Source organism: Sneathiella sp. (assembly GCF_036844445.1).
Taxonomy (GTDB): domain Bacteria; phylum Pseudomonadota; class Alphaproteobacteria; order Sneathiellales; family Sneathiellaceae; genus Sneathiella.
Genome location: NZ_DAIUFV010000002.1, coordinates 666,670 through 681,107 on the forward strand (window position 1 = coordinate 666,670; position 14,438 = coordinate 681,107).

A 14,438-nucleotide genomic window follows, 5' to 3' on the forward strand; every position below is an offset into this window, starting at 1 on the left:
GTAGTCGCATTGTGTTAGATGCAAACCAGCTCGTTTTCGGAAGGAATTCACGCTCTTCGCTGGCAATCGGGTGTGCCGTTGCCAGCGGGGTCCTGATCATGGCCGGAAATCTTCAGGCCGCAGAATGGATTTTCAATCCATATATCGGCATCAGTGAAACCTACACGGACAACGCGTTTGGGACGGCAACCAACGAAAAAGACGATGCCATCACCACTCTTAACGCCGGATTTGAAGTTGAGGGGATCGGACGGCGCGTTCAACTGCGGGCCGCCTATGATGTCGGGTACAACATCTACGCCCGCTTCTCGGAGCTGAACGGCTTCGACCACAATCTGCTGGCGTCGGGGAATGCGGAACTTGTCGCCGACAACCTGTTCCTTGAAACCGACGTCGCCCTGACGGAGGAGCGCTACTCCAGCGACGGCACGACCGCCTATTCCGATCATTCAGGCTCCGGGGACAATACGCGCGTGCTGAACACCCGCATCAGCCCCTACTACCAGCATGACTTCGGCGGGTATGTGACGGGTATCGTGCGCTACACCCACAGCATGGTGCATTTCACCAACACCAATTCCAATATTCCCGGCAGTGAGCCGAATGATTCGACGAACAATCGGATTGATCTCTCGCTACAGAGCGGCCGCGAGTTTGCCCGTGCCAAATGGACGGTCGAGGCCTTCGCCTTCGACAATCAGGTGGACAATGGCGACGATCTGAAACGGGCGACCATGAAAGCGGACGGCCAGTTGCCGATTAACCGCTATGTGGCGCTGCTCGCCTCGGGTGGCTGGGACGAGTTTGACGGCGACAATATCGACAACGACAGCATCAGCGGTGCGTTTTATGGCGGCGGCGTTCGCCTCACGCCCGGGCCTAGGACCGATCTCAGCGTGCAGGTCGGGCACCGCTTCGGCAAGGGCATCGTCGATGCCGACTTCACCTATCTGATTTCCAGTGAAGCGCGGCTGACGGCGGGTTACCATGTCGATGTCGCGGGCTCTGGCTCGGCTTTCGCAGATGCCCGTGTCCTTGACCAGAACGGCGATCTCGTCAACCCGAACACCTTCATCGGCGGTTATTCCGATTCGATCTCCAAGACCAAGACCTTCTCTCTCGGCCTCAGCGGCGAGAAGGGCCGGAACACCTATGGCGCGGCGGCAAGCTATATCATCCGCGATATCCTCTCCACGGGTCTCGATGAAGAGGTCGTCTCCTTCGATGCAAGCTATTCGCGGCAGCTCTCCCGCCGGACGGAATGGGTGCTCGGCGGCGGTTATTCGGAAATTATCGACGCGCAGGTGAGCGGTAACCGGGAAAAGGCCTATTATGGGCAGACGGGCGTGAACTATCACATCACCCCGACCTTCCTAGGAAGCCTCGCCTACGGCCATTACAACCGTGACAGCGAAAACGGGATCGACAGCCTTCGCGAAAATACGGTAACGATTTCTCTCAGGAAATCCTTCTAAGCCGGCCGAACAGCTATCGCTCAATGGCCGCCTGACAATGACGCCGCCCGGATGCCGGGCGGCGTCCGTCCCTACCGGTTTGCCCGCAGCTTCTTGAAAATCTGCCGCGCGAGTTCCTTGTCGCGGATAATGAGCTCGGAATCGCCGTCATCATCATTTTCATCGGCATGGGCGCCAGACGCGGGTGCCTGGCTTGCCCGTCGCGCATCCTCAAGACCTTTCGGGGCGGAGGCTCCGAAAATACCATGCGTCTCCTTGTCCCGGACGACCTCATCGACGATCTGCGCGTCGATCTCCGGCGCCATGCGCGCAAAACCGTAAACAAGACAGGTGTCGGCAAGAATATTGATAAGACGGGGAATACCGCGGCTCGCCGCGAAAAGCCGGCGGCAGGCATCCATGGTAAACAGCGGCAGGTCGCGTCCGGCAATGTGAAGCCGGTGCTTGATATAGGCGTCGATATCCTCGGCCGAAAGCGGCGAGAGATGGAAATCGGACGCGATGCGCTGGGCAAACTGGATCAACTCGGGCGCGCGCAGCAATTCCTTCAGCTGCGGCTGGCCGACGAGAATGAGCTGCAGGAGCTGGTCGTTATCGGCATTGATGTTGGAGAGGAGGCGAAGCTGCTCCAGCAGTTTCGGGCCAAGATTTTGTGCCTCGTCCACAATCAGGATCGTGCGTCGGCCTTCCGCATATTCGTGGATCAGGAACTGCTGCAGCTGGTCATGCAGCCCGACATGGGATTTTCCCTCATACGGCTGGCCGAATGCCATCAGCACCCATTGCAGCAGGTCGCCATCCTGGATATTGGAGACGAGGCCGATCGTGAAATCCTCGTCCAGCCGGTCAAGCAGATGGCGGATAAGCGTTGTCTTGCCACATCCTATCTCGCCCGTGATAACGGTAATCCCGGCACGGTTCATAACCCCGTATTCGAGCATCGAATAGGCGAGTGAATGGCTGTGCCCCCAGTAGAGATAATGGGGATCGGGCAGGATTGAAAATGGCTTCTGGGTAAGTCCGTAGAATTCTCTATACATATGCCTGCTTTCGGCGCTAAATCCCAATTATACTCAGATAATAAATATTATAATGATATCAACTAATTCGTTTTGGTATCCGCTTTCAATTCATCGAGCGCCTGTCGGGCTTCGAGGGTCCGGGTAAAGTTCTGGGCCTCGCCAAGGGCAAGCGCCTGTTCAAGCTCCTTAATGGCGCGGTCGCGATTGTTCTCCGCCTTCAGGGACATGCCGTAATGGTAACGCAATAGAGCCGCCTGAGGGCCGTGCTCCACCGCCCGGCGCAGCAGCGGCGTTGCCATCTCATATTCGCCGAGCCGGTAATGGATCCAGCCGAGGGTATCGAGGAAATACGGCACCTTCGAGTTGCGGAAGCGCTTTGCAAGCGTATAGGCCCAGCGCAGCTCCTCTTCATTGTCGGAGGTCTCGGCAATCAGGCTGGCGAGATTGTTCGCGACAATTTCAGAGTTCGGGCGCGCCTCAAGCAGCTTTTCATAAATCGCAATGGCGCCGGATGTGTTGCCCTGCATCTCGAAGATCCCGGCCCGCGTGATGTTGAGAAGGAACCCGTCCGGCACTTCTTTCAGGCCGTCATCCAGTATCGCTTCCGCCTCTTTGACGCGACCCGTCTCCATATAGTGGCGCGCCAGCATGGCATAGCCCGACTGGTCCTTCGGATCGCCGGCGATGGCTTCCAGGATCAGCTTCTCGCCAACCTCGGGCCGGTTCTCCTGAAGCTCGATACGGGCGAGCAGGGTCCGGGCGAGATAATTGGTCTGGCTTTTCTCAAGAACATTGTTGAGGAACTCTCGCGCCTTCTCCACCTCGCCGTTCATAAGATAGGATTCGACCAGCGCCTTCATGGCCGGCCCCGCATCGGGGGTGAGTTCATAGGCTTTTTCGAGCGCCGAACGGCTCGCAGTCCTGTTCTGCATCCCGGCAAGGGCCGCGCCGCTGATCTGGTAGGCATCCGAATCCGCCTCATCGAGGGCGCGAATGCGCCCCGCAAGCTCTTCCGCCGCAACCCAGTCGTTTTTCTTCAGCTTGATCTCGGCGAGCAGCTTCAGGACCTCGGCATTTTCCGGGTTCGCGTCCGACAGCCGCTCAAGAATACGCTCCGCCCGCTGCAGTTCGCCGTGACGGATAAAGAACTGCGCATAGACGATGCCGACCTTCGGCTGCTGGTTGCTGAAGCGGTAGGCCGCCGCATAGCGATCCTCGGCAAGCTCCAGGCTGCCGCTGATCTCATGCGCCTTGCCGAGCAGAAGCGACGCCCGGACGGACTGGGGTTGCTGACGCATCGAGGAGCGGAGGTTGGAGATGGCCGAATCGATCATCCCCTGATCGATCTGGACGGCGCCGATAACAATCAGCGCATCGGTGCTCGTTGGATCCATTTCGAGGACGTCGTAGGCGAGTTTAAGCGCCTCGTCGAACTCGCCGCGCTCAAAATGAAGCTGCGCCAGGCGGTTACGCGCAACAATCTCATCCTCCGCCGTCGCGGAGCGGTCGATGATCGAGCCAAGGATGACCATTGCCCGCTCATCATCGCCGCTCGATTCCGCAAGCGTCGCAAGCGCAAAGCGGTATTCGACGGTCTCCGGATAAACCTCAATCAGGCGTTCAAGTTCCGCAGCGGCCGCTTCATCGCCCTTGACCGCCTTGACGAAGCGGACCACATCGAGGTTGGTCTCGGTGTTTGTCGGATCCCCCGCCGCGATACTTCGGATTTCGTCTTCGGCCTCTTTCTTGCGGTCATACTTCAGGTAGAAGCTGACGAGACTTTTCCGAAACGCGAGATCCGTGGGGTTATTCGCGATCAACTCCCGGAACACCCTGATTACCTCGTCATTCTGGCCGAGTTGTTCAAGCGCGCGGATTTTCACGACCAGAAGCTGCGCGTTGTCCTTGTTGTGAACGAGGCTCTCATCAATGATCTTGAGGGCGGCATCCGGGGCGCCCGTTGAGATCTTCTCGGCTGTGATGATGAGAACGGCATCGATGTTCGCAGGATCAACCTGAAGCGCCTCTTCCGCGGCGGCGATGGCGCCTTCCTTGTCGCCGAGACGGAACATCACCGCCGATTGCAGCGCCAGCGCATCGGCTGTGCCGGGCGCGAGGTTATTGACCGTATCGCTCACCTCCAGCGCCTTTTCGAGCTGACCGGAAAGCAGCAAGATCTTGGCGTAGCGGATCTGCGCCTGCAGATGGCGTGGGTCAAGCTCGATGGCTTTCACGATATCGCCGGCATATTTGCGCCAGTTGCCTTCGCTCTCTTCCACGAGCGCCATGCCATACCAGCCGTCGGCGAAACTTTCCTTGAGCTGAAGGGCGTTGCGAAACTCGATGCCGGCCTTGACGAAGTTGCCCTCTTCGATGAACGCCATGCCCGCTTCGAAATGCGCCTGAGCCTTTTCCTCCGGCGTATCGCAGGCCGCAAGGGTAAAGAGAATGATGGCAAGCGCGATCGCGCTGCCAACAGCCGATTTTACCGCTCTGCAAGATTTCCCAAGGTTCATCAATACCACTTTCTGCCGCATTCCCTAACGTTCACGCCCTGCCATATATATAACGGTTTTTTGCCGCCCCGGCGATAAATCAACGGGTTTCGAAGGCTTATCACCAAAAATGATCGCGTGCAAAAGCCCGTACGCGCTCCGGCATCACGAAGGCGCTCCTCAGCCTATCGCCGATTTCTCAAAATATGCTTAATCTGCCAAACGTGGAAGTCACAGATACGCCCAACTCATGCCCGCCCCTCGAAGATAAATCCGCGAATGGCCTCGATCAGACGAGGCTCGCCGAACGGGCTTGCCCCCTCCCCCATGGCGGGCGGCGGATTTTTGATCAGCTGATCGAGCACAGGCCCGAGTTCCGCCTCATCCATTGCGACATAAATGCCGTCGCGGCGCGCGAACTGCTCGGCGGTGGCGATCTGGTGATCATTGCGCGTCTCGCGCAAGTCCCCCTTGCGCGGCATGATCAGCAGCGGCTTCTTCATGGTCAGTGCGGTGATGATGGTCCCCATCCCGGCGTGGGCGACGATCAGATCGGCACGATCGAAGTTCGTCTTGAAGGCATCCGGGTCGAGAAAGCGCTCGTAGGCGAAGTTTTTCGGCGCATAGCCATCCTCGCCGAGATCGGCAACCTGCGCGAAAATATCCCGGTATCCTGTGGCGCCCGCCCACTCATCGAGCGCACGAAGCAGGCGATCAAACCGGAGTTCATGGCCGACGGTTACGAAAATCATACGACCGATCCCTTGAACGCCGGGCCGCGCGCCCCGTCCGTTGCCGCCAGATGCTCCCATTGCGTCAGCCAGAGATCAGCGCAGCCGCCCGCCTTCTGCCCGGAAAGGGAAAGCGTGCCGGCATTGGCGATACTGTCCACCCAGATGGTGCGCGCGCCCATCAGCTTGCCGAGGCGAAGGGCGAAAAATCCCGCCGCCGCGCCGGTCGAGATAATGACATCCGGCCGCTCCCGGACGAGAATCATGACAATGCCGAGAAGCTGGCGCAGCAGGCGGAACTTCTGCCAGCGGTTAGCGTCAACGACGCGGTAAAAGCGCGGCGTCGGCTGATGCCGCTTTTCAGCATCCGCAATCAGCTCGTCGCGGTAGCCTTCCTTCGTCGTGACATAGACGGCATCGCAGCCCTCCCACGCAACGCGCAGGCGCTGCAGCTGCACCCAATGGCCGCCGGCCGAAGATATTGCGAGAATTTTAGGAGTTCTTGCCATGCAAACCGTTTCTAATGTTGTTGTGAAACCTCAGGCATCCTGCATGAGCTGACCAAAGGTGCGCACCTTGAAATTCTCTGTCTTGGCGAGTTCGAGCAACTGGCGTGTCACGTCGAGCACAAAATTGTTGCGCTCCTTGTCGGTCTTGCGCTCGAAATCATGCAGCAGAACGACGCCGCCGCCCGCCGCCCGCACGTTATCAACGAGCGTCTCTAGAGGAAGGGTGTTCTCCCATGTATCGGACGAATCGATGGTCCACCATGCCATCCGCCGCCCCTTGAGCCACGTCTGGATCAGGGTTCCGAGCGTGATCTTGCCGTTCGGCGGGCGGAAATAGGTAATCGGCACGTTGCGCCGATCAAGGCTTTTCACCCCTGCCTCAATATCGCCGGCGACCCTCCACGGCAGGTCCTTCCAGGCATTGAGATGGGCATAGGAATGGCTTCCGACCTCATGCCCCTTGGCGATAAGCTCAGGGATCATGTGCGAATTGTTATCGACCTGCACGCCAAGCGTAAAGAAGGTCGCAGGCGCATTATATTCCTCGAGCACACCGAGAAGCGCCGCGGTGAAGTTCGCGCTCGGCCCGTCATCATAGGTCAGGACAATGCTGTTCGTCCGGGCGCACCGCTCCTGCAGCTTGCGGACATTCCGAAGCCGGTAGACATAGGGAACGACGATCCAGAGCGCAAGCGCGACGCAGACCGCAAATCCGAGATTGGTAACAACTGTAAGCATTTCAGATCCCTGAAGGGTGAACCCGGGAGGGGTTCTGCTGATTATAGGTAACAGATTCTCGATATTTAGTTAATTCAAATGAATTTCCAGACTGTCCGCGGTAATAATGTCGGAAAATTCATTATTTCAACAAGATTTTAATGAAATCAAGGAATAGTCATAAAGTTTTTCCAGACTCTATGGCGCCTGTCACTGCATATGGATGGCCCGGTAAAATGTCTTTGCAATTCTGCCTTTGCGCATATGCTATCTGAAAAGAGTTCCTTTATCATGAGTTCAAACTTGCAGCACGAAATCGCAGCGGTGCCCTCGCCTAAGGTTTCCATCATCGTCATCAGCTACAACACGCGGGAAATGACGCTGAAATGCTTGGAGACCGTCTATGCCGAAACACGCGAGACGCCGTTCGAGCTGATCGTCATCGACAATAACTCGTCGGATGGCTCGGCCGAGGCATTGCAGCGCGAGTATGGTGAGCGGGCAATTGTACACTGCCTCGATGAAAATCTTGGCTTCGCCGCCGCCAACAATGTCGCCGCGCAGGAAGCAACGGGCGAGTTTCTCCTCCTTCTCAATCCGGATACGGAGGTGCTGGACGGCGCCATCGACCGGCTGATGGCCTTCGCGGCGACGTATCCGGAGGCCGGTATCTGGGGCGGGCGCACCCTCTTTGGCGATATGACCCTCAATCCCACCTCCTGCTGGTCACGCATGAGCCTCTGGAGCCTGACCAGCCAGGCGCTCGGTCTCTCGTCGATATTCCGAAAGTCCAGTCTCTTCAATCCCGAGGCGATGGGCGGCTGGAACCGCGAGGGGATTCGCGAGGTCGATGTCGTGACCGGCTGCTTCTTTCTGATCCGGCGGGATTTCTGGAACCGTCTCGGCGGCTTCGACAAGGCCTTCTTTATGTATGCGGAGGAGGCCGACCTCTGCGCGCGGGCTGCGAAAGCCGGGGCGCGGCCGATGGTGACGTCGGAGGCAACCATCATCCATCACGGCGGCGCCTCGGAAACCGTGCAGTCGGATAAGCTCGTGCGGCTGATCAAGGCGAAGATGACGCTGATTCACAAGCATTTTCCGCGTGCGTCGCGCGGTCTTGCCATGTGGCTGATGAAACTCTGGCCGCTGTCGCGCTATCTCGCCCATCGCGTTCTTGCCGCGCTCGGCCGCGCCGCATCGAAAGAATCGGCGGCGGTCTGGAAAAGCGTCTGGGACCGGCGGGCCATCTGGACGGACGTCAAGGATCTCTGATCCCACATTTTACAGGATATTTGCCGTCATATCGACCTTCCGCTAAGATCAACGGCAGGCGGCGAAGCAGGGAGGGGAGAATGCGCGTGCGATATCTGGCCGGTCTGATTGTGACCCTCGGGCTCATGGCGAGCTCGCCCGTCCTCGCCCGCGATTTCTTCATCGATTATGCGAAGGGCAGCGATGCCAACGACGGCCAGAGCCGCGAGAGCGCCTGGAAGCACGCGCCGGGCGATCCCAACGCCACGCAAAAGGCGGGACGCTACACGCCAACGGCGGGCGATGTGTTCTTTTTCCGCGGCGGTGTCGAATATCTTGGCAGCATCAACGTGCCGGCGGGCGGTAGCGACGGCAACCCCGTCGTCTATAAAGGCAACGGCTGGGGCGAGGAGCGGGCGCGGCTGAGCGGCGCGGCAAGCCTCGACGTGACATTTACCCCGTGCAGCTCGGCCGAGGACTGCTACGGCAATGAGAACTGGAAAAAACTTTTCAAGACGCAGCTTCCGGAAAAAGTCAATCCGCTGACGCCGATGTATCTTGCCGGCGAGCGGGTGTGGCTCGCGCGCGATCCGAACCAGCCCGACCCCTTCTGGTTCGATGACTACTACCATTATCACGATGTGGGCGGCGGCGGCACCGAGATGACCCATGATTCGGTCATCCTCGGCCAGTATTTCGATCACACGCCCGACATCAACTGGGAGAATGCCATCATCGCCGTCTGGATGAAACCCAACCTCGTCCTGCTGACCGAGGTGACGGGCGTCGACCGCGTTCGGGGCGCAATCAAATTCGACCCGCCGGGCAACGATCCCTATACGGATCGGGAGTCCTATTTCGCGCTTTTCAATCGCCCATCGGATATTGATACGCCCGGGGAATATTTCATCGACAACAAGCGCCGGACGCTGCTGATCTGGCCGCAGCATCCGGATGCGGTAAAGAGCAACGACCTGCGTATCAATAAGCTCGCCGCCGGCTTTATCCTGAACGGGCAGGACAATGTGGTGGTCGAGGGCTTTCACATCAGCCATTATTTCGGCGATTACGAAGGATGGCAAAGTGGCACCGCAATTATCAACTCCGGAAAGCCAATCCGTAATGTCACAATCCGCGATAACTATATCACGCATTTACGGAGCGTCGAAGGAGTAGGTGCCATCCAAATAGATAAATCCGAAAACACCCTCATCGAAAATAATAGAATTGTTAACAATCAGAAGAGCTCCGGCATTCGCTTTAATACGGCAAAGAATGGTATCATACGTGATAATGTTATCAGCAAGATTGGACGCACCGGTATCCGCTTGATCGAGACGGAAAATATGCAGATCTCAGGCAATTACCTTTCGGATATTCTTGGAGTTCACGGTAACGGCATCTCTATTTACTTAAAAAACAGCAACATTTTAATCGCCGACAACGTTATCGAGAATGTCCCCTTCGCCTTTACATACCACGGCACCGGCAACGTCGATGAAGCGACTAACATGTGGCTTCTCAATAATGTGCTCATGGGCTGGGTACGGAGTTGGGGCAGCGCATTCGACAATGCATACTTTCTACACAACTTAATCTTTGCGTCCGGAGATCAAGGGAAAGCCATACAAATTCCGAATTCGGAACCTAATACAACTATTGTAAACAACGTAATTGACGGGTTAGTTGCTAAACAACCGTTTAATGGCTGGACCCTGTCTCACAATGTGTATTCTTCTCTCGCGTGGACCCAATCAGGGAAATATGGATGGAAGCTTGAAGCAGGCGGCGATATAAGGGAGAAGATTGGTTCATTCATGGAAAACTCAGCCGCCACCGCTGTCAACAACATTTTACGTGACTTGCCCGAAGGCAAAGGCATTTACGAACTATTACCGACGAGAATCTTTAAGGAATATGATTTCCAATATTGGAAATCTGCCCGACGGATCGGACCTCATATATCATACACTCTAAAAGAATAAACTTCATACTTAATGGGGGTTGAAGCGCCTAACTTTAACTAGATTTCTGAAAGGATTTGGAAAGCTATCCTTTTTGATAGTCTCCCTTCTCAGGACTGAGAAATAATTGCTAGATCTGTTTTGAATGAATCATCAGGGGTCCGTCTTGTATAAACAGTTCCTTTGTGCGCGTGACTTGCCGTCAAGGCCCGAGGGCTTCCACCGTTGGACATTTCGTGACTGGAATATCTGGACATCTCCAGAACTCCCAGTTTCGAAAGTTACCGATAAAAGTGGGAACGACATCGGTCTTCTTCTCGGCTGGGTTATATACAACGGGATATTCATAAATTCACACTCAGAGATTCGGATTGAAGCGATACCGACCCGCGAAAACAACCCATTTCACGCCATGTGCGGAAGGTTTGTAGTATTTTGTCATTTCAATGAAAAGCCATCTCTATTGACTGACGCCGGCGCGCTGTTTCCAGTTGTATATGACAAATATCAAGAAGTTATCGCATCGTCATCCATGCTGATACCGGGGACGACTTTACTTAATCGGGATCCCCGCGTCATTGAAACACTGGACATCTCCAAGGAACGCGGGTGGTATCCTTTTGGCCTTACGGCGCATGCGAATATTAGAAGGCTACTTCCTAACCATGCTCTTGACCTGTCAAATTTCGCAAGTACTCGGGTGTGGCCGTTAGAACACGAGACCGAATATCGTCAAAAAAATACTCTAGAGGATTCAATTCTTCTTGAAAAGATCTGCAGTAGTTTAGCTAATCGAGTAAAGACTCTCGCCGAAACAAGTCCGACCATCATGCATTTAACAGGCGGCTGGGACACAAGAATGATGCTTTCAGCGGCACGTCACTGCGCTGACCAGATAATGCTGCGAACATTTCGCACCGAGGGTAGCGGCGGCCAACTAGATCAGCTTTTGGCAAAGGAGCTTGTAAAGAAATTTAACCTCGTCCACGCCTTTGTTGATCTACTGCCGATATCTGACACCGAGAGAAATGCTTGGCAATTTAGAACAGGTTATTGCCTCAATGACCATGTTATTGATTTGGCAACGACGGAAAAAAGCATATCCAACGGCGAAGAGTTTTCGCTCTCTGGTGCCGCCGGGGAAGTCGCCCGAGCATTTTATTGGGGTCCGCATGATTTAGGAAAACCACAGCCCGGGGCAGACGCCCTCCTGCAGAGATTGGGGTTAAAGCATGCCGATATTTTTCTGAAAGAAGCGGAAATTTGGCTAGAAAATTTGCCCGTAGGGGGGGCTTCCTGGACATATGACCTAGCATACATCGAATTGAGGCTGGGATGTTGGGCCGGCGTGGCAATGACAGGACATGATATGCCATACCCCTCCATCTCGCCATTTAATAGTGTAGATACTTTTCAGAAGATGATGTCTTTTTCAGACGCTTATCGTGCGAATGGTGCCTTATGTGAAGATATTACTAAAAAACTGTGGCCTGAACTGCTGAGTATCCCTGTAAATCGTGCCCCGGGACTTAGAAAACTACGTTTTATCCGCCAGGAGCTATCCTCCGCCATGCCCTTAAGGGTCAAGGAGAAAATAAAGAAACTTCTAAAGAAGTAGATACTTCGACCCAAACTATATTAACTCATCGTCTCCAGTACTTATTTGGATCGATATGCTCAACCCCACTAATATAAAAGTCTACCATAATTTTTGCTCTGAATAGGCGGCACCACGTCAAAACCAGGATAGCTTTTAGACGTTCGGATAGATGATTGAGCTTCTTATCGGTAAGCGCTTTTAATGCATGCGGTACAAATGAGAATGCTGTTATCAGACACAGTATCGGCCATTTTATTTTAAAGTTCGACCGCTTCTTCCACATATTGAACGTCATCGCTGACTGTCGCTTCCATTTTGCCTTTAACTCATCCAAAGATTTTCGAGCCGGATGCCTAACAATACAGTCATGTCCAAAGAGGAATGTCGCGCCCTTATTCAAAGCTCTTTTACACCAATCAGTATCTTCGGCAACATCGGCATAGAAGGGTCCAACTTCGCGGAAAAAACTAAGGGATGTCCATAAGTTGCCAGTCGCAGCCTCTTTTTTTAAAGCATTGTTTCGCTGATTGGTCGAGTAAACCATATCGAACGCTTCCACGGCATTAGGGCTTTCGGCTTCGGGGTACAAAATAATTTCGCCTGCCATTACGCTGCGCTCGCCTGCGCGCCGTAAATGGCGTAAACCGTTTTCCACAAAATCTGGTTCAAGCAGGCAATCACAATCAGTAAAAGCAAGAAACCTCCCCCGCGCTACCTCTACGCCCGCATTGCGCGCAGGGCCTGCCCCCCGGCGTGTCTCTTGGATAAGACGAATGTTTATATCGTAGCCGTTCAGCGCTTCGATCGATTGGTCAGAATCATTGTCGCAGACGATGACCTCAAAACGGCTCTTGTCATAGGTCTGCGTCTCCAGAGTGGCGAGGCACGCCGCAAGCCCAACCGGATCATTGTAATGCGGGATAACTATACTTAGCTCGAACTCTTCCATTGTCTTCACAAATTTTTGATACCTAACTTATCTGATACCGAGGAGGATTCATTCGACAGAAGACCTCTACTGTTTTACGGCATTGGTCCCGGGGCTCCCACTGGCTGAACAGCAGCCTCTCGCAATGCATCGCTCGGGCGCGATTTTAATGGTACCTCTTGCCAGCTTCTGCCCGCGCTAACCAATATGCCGACGAGCATGAAGCTCAACAATAGCGGCGGTCCGAACAAACCCACGGACATGCTAGATACATCGACCGCTATTAAGGTACTAGTTAAATAGAAAATTAACTTTCTGCGATAGGGGTCCTTCGAGATTTTGCGCGCTCTAATGGCATATCGAACCGCATTTATATGCATGGATAGATACATAAGAACAGCTGGTATTCCGCCATTCACCGCAACAACAACAAAATGATTCACCAGATCGATATGTTTTCTGCCATCCAGCAGTCCGCCCCAATAGTTAATATCCTTACTACCTGTGCCGATAAGCCAATAATCTCGCCATTGGGCTACCGCGACCTCCAGCAACTTCGTCCTGTACCACGCAGTACCTGAGTTCAGAGCAAGATAGTCAATTAGATGATAAAAATGTCGGTTCGATGCAAGTTCCAGGAAAATAGCAAAAGCTACCAGCAACAGCAGTGTGGGCTTGATAAGACTCGGACGTAAAATATACAAATTGCAAATGATGAGCGTAACCATGGCAAGCCACGGACCGCTTGACATAGAAGCAAGTCCAGCGATTCCCGCAATAAGCGCCGTCAGCGTCGCGAGCTTGCGAATTCGTGGATGACTCCGCATAGCCCAGGCAATGCCCGCAATAAGCATCATTGCCATACCAAAATAAATGTGTACTGAAGTGCTGGCTTTAGCACGCATAATTCCGAGCCGGAATTCTGGCACTTTCGGAATCCATACCCATGTTCGATACGAATCAAGGCCAACATAAAATGATTTGGTCGTTAAGGCTTCCTGCCATCCGAAAATACACATCCAAACCGCAATAAAGAACAGCGGGTAGATTGCGCTCCGGACATCTTCCATCGAACGGATACCCATACGGGCAATAAAGTACATTAAAACTGTATCGAAACCGTATCCGATCATTTCTGTAGTCTTCGAAAAGCCGGATCCGCCCAGAAATGTTGCCAACAAGTACCAAAGCCAGAGGACCACAACGAGATAATCGACTGAGCCGATCATCAATGCCCTGTTTCTGCCTATGTGGATGAAGCGCAGAAGCAAAATAATGGCAATTAATCGCGGAGCAGACATATCGGCAGGCCCTATTGGAATGCGCAAAAACTCCGGCCAGATCATTGTGGACAGAATGAGAATGCCGACGGCCGCTCCAGGCCGCACAAGAAGCGCCACGATGCCGAGAGCAGCTGTAATTAATGCCGTAACTTCTACCATCAGCTTTTTTTCGCAGGCGGGGGCGCCCAAGCCTTAACTTCTATCGACTTATTTAACCGCCTTTTGAAGATTCGCTTTATTGTCCCGGCCACTGATTGAAATTTCTCATAGGGAGACAAACTGCTCAGCCAGAACCGTGCCAGTTTAAACCGTTTGTAAGTCGGCACTTGTGCTCCAAACAAACGGAGCAGCTTTAGTCTGATCCAAACATTACCCTTTGTCGCAAGCAGGTTAGGCTGTGATCTTGGAAAAAGCGACAGGTCATGATTTTCAAGCGTAACATAGCCGGCCTTCACGGCGTCAA

11 protein-coding genes and 1 pseudogene are annotated in these 14,438 nt (G+C 54.2%); 4 read left to right on the forward strand and 8 right to left on the reverse strand.

What is annotated here, in order from left to right; genetic code table 11:
• Positions 1-98: 98 nt before the first annotated feature.
• The gene (locus V7Z56_RS06610) at positions 99-1,475 is read left to right on the forward strand and encodes a TIGR03016 family PEP-CTERM system-associated outer membrane protein (protein WP_334128579.1); all 1,377 of its coding nucleotides are present in this window, start codon (positions 99-101) and stop codon (positions 1,473-1,475) included.
• Between the two features lie 71 nt (positions 1,476-1,546).
• Here the strand turns inward: V7Z56_RS06610 and V7Z56_RS06615 are convergent, their stop codons facing one another.
• The 5 genes from V7Z56_RS06615 to V7Z56_RS06635 form a co-directional block, all read right to left on the reverse strand.
• Positions 1,547-2,515: an ExeA family protein gene (locus V7Z56_RS06615; RefSeq protein ID WP_334128580.1), complete on the reverse strand. Its 969-nt coding sequence runs from the start codon at positions 2,513-2,515 to the stop codon at positions 1,547-1,549.
• Between the two features lie 62 nt (positions 2,516-2,577).
• On the reverse strand, positions 2,578-5,013 hold the full coding sequence (locus tag V7Z56_RS06620; protein WP_334128596.1) for a tetratricopeptide repeat protein: 2,436 nt from the start codon (positions 5,011-5,013) through the stop codon (positions 2,578-2,580).
• 227 nt (positions 5,014-5,240) lie between these two features.
• Positions 5,241-5,744, reverse strand: coding sequence for a glycosyltransferase (locus V7Z56_RS06625; protein WP_334128581.1), 504 nt, complete (start codon positions 5,742-5,744; stop codon positions 5,241-5,243).
• Positions 5,741-6,232: a hypothetical protein gene (locus V7Z56_RS06630; protein WP_334128582.1), complete on the reverse strand. Its 492-nt coding sequence runs from the start codon at positions 6,230-6,232 to the stop codon at positions 5,741-5,743. The genes V7Z56_RS06625 and V7Z56_RS06630 overlap by 4 nt, the downstream gene beginning before the upstream one ends.
• 30 nt (positions 6,233-6,262) lie before the next feature.
• Positions 6,263-6,970 carry a polysaccharide deacetylase family protein gene (locus V7Z56_RS06635; RefSeq protein ID WP_334128583.1) on the reverse strand — a complete coding sequence of 236 codons (708 nt, stop codon included), beginning with the start codon at positions 6,968-6,970 and terminating at the stop codon, positions 6,263-6,265.
• Between the two features lie 270 nt (positions 6,971-7,240).
• Here V7Z56_RS06635 and V7Z56_RS06640 point away from each other — a divergent pair, with 270 nt between their 5' ends.
• From V7Z56_RS06640 to V7Z56_RS06650, 3 genes are all read left to right on the forward strand, one after another.
• On the forward strand, positions 7,241-8,221 hold the full coding sequence (locus V7Z56_RS06640) for a glycosyltransferase family 2 protein (RefSeq protein WP_334128584.1): 981 nt from the start codon (positions 7,241-7,243) through the stop codon (positions 8,219-8,221).
• Between the two features lie 80 nt (positions 8,222-8,301).
• Entirely contained in the window at positions 8,302-10,185 is a 1,884-nt protein-coding gene (locus V7Z56_RS06645; protein ID WP_334128585.1) for a right-handed parallel beta-helix repeat-containing protein, read from the forward strand.
• Between the two features lie 145 nt (positions 10,186-10,330).
• On the forward strand, positions 10,331-11,782 hold the full coding sequence (locus tag V7Z56_RS06650) for a hypothetical protein (RefSeq protein WP_334128586.1): 1,452 nt from the start codon (positions 10,331-10,333) through the stop codon (positions 11,780-11,782).
• Between the two features lie 25 nt (positions 11,783-11,807).
• On the opposite strand, the gene V7Z56_RS06655 is transcribed toward V7Z56_RS06650, so the two are convergent.
• From V7Z56_RS06655 to V7Z56_RS06665, 3 genes and pseudogenes are all read right to left on the reverse strand, one after another.
• The gene (locus V7Z56_RS06655; RefSeq protein ID WP_334128587.1) at positions 11,808-12,713 is read right to left on the reverse strand and encodes a glycosyltransferase; all 906 of its coding nucleotides are present in this window, start codon (positions 12,711-12,713) and stop codon (positions 11,808-11,810) included.
• Positions 12,714-12,787: 74 nt separating this feature from the next.
• Positions 12,788-14,134 (reverse strand): hypothetical protein, encoded by a 1,347-nt coding sequence (locus V7Z56_RS06660; RefSeq protein ID WP_334128588.1) that lies wholly within the window; start codon positions 14,132-14,134, stop codon positions 12,788-12,790.
• Positions 14,134-14,438: pseudogene (locus V7Z56_RS06665) on the reverse strand (hypothetical protein); the annotation flags it as partial. The pseudogene V7Z56_RS06665 and the gene V7Z56_RS06660, both read right to left, overlap by 1 nt.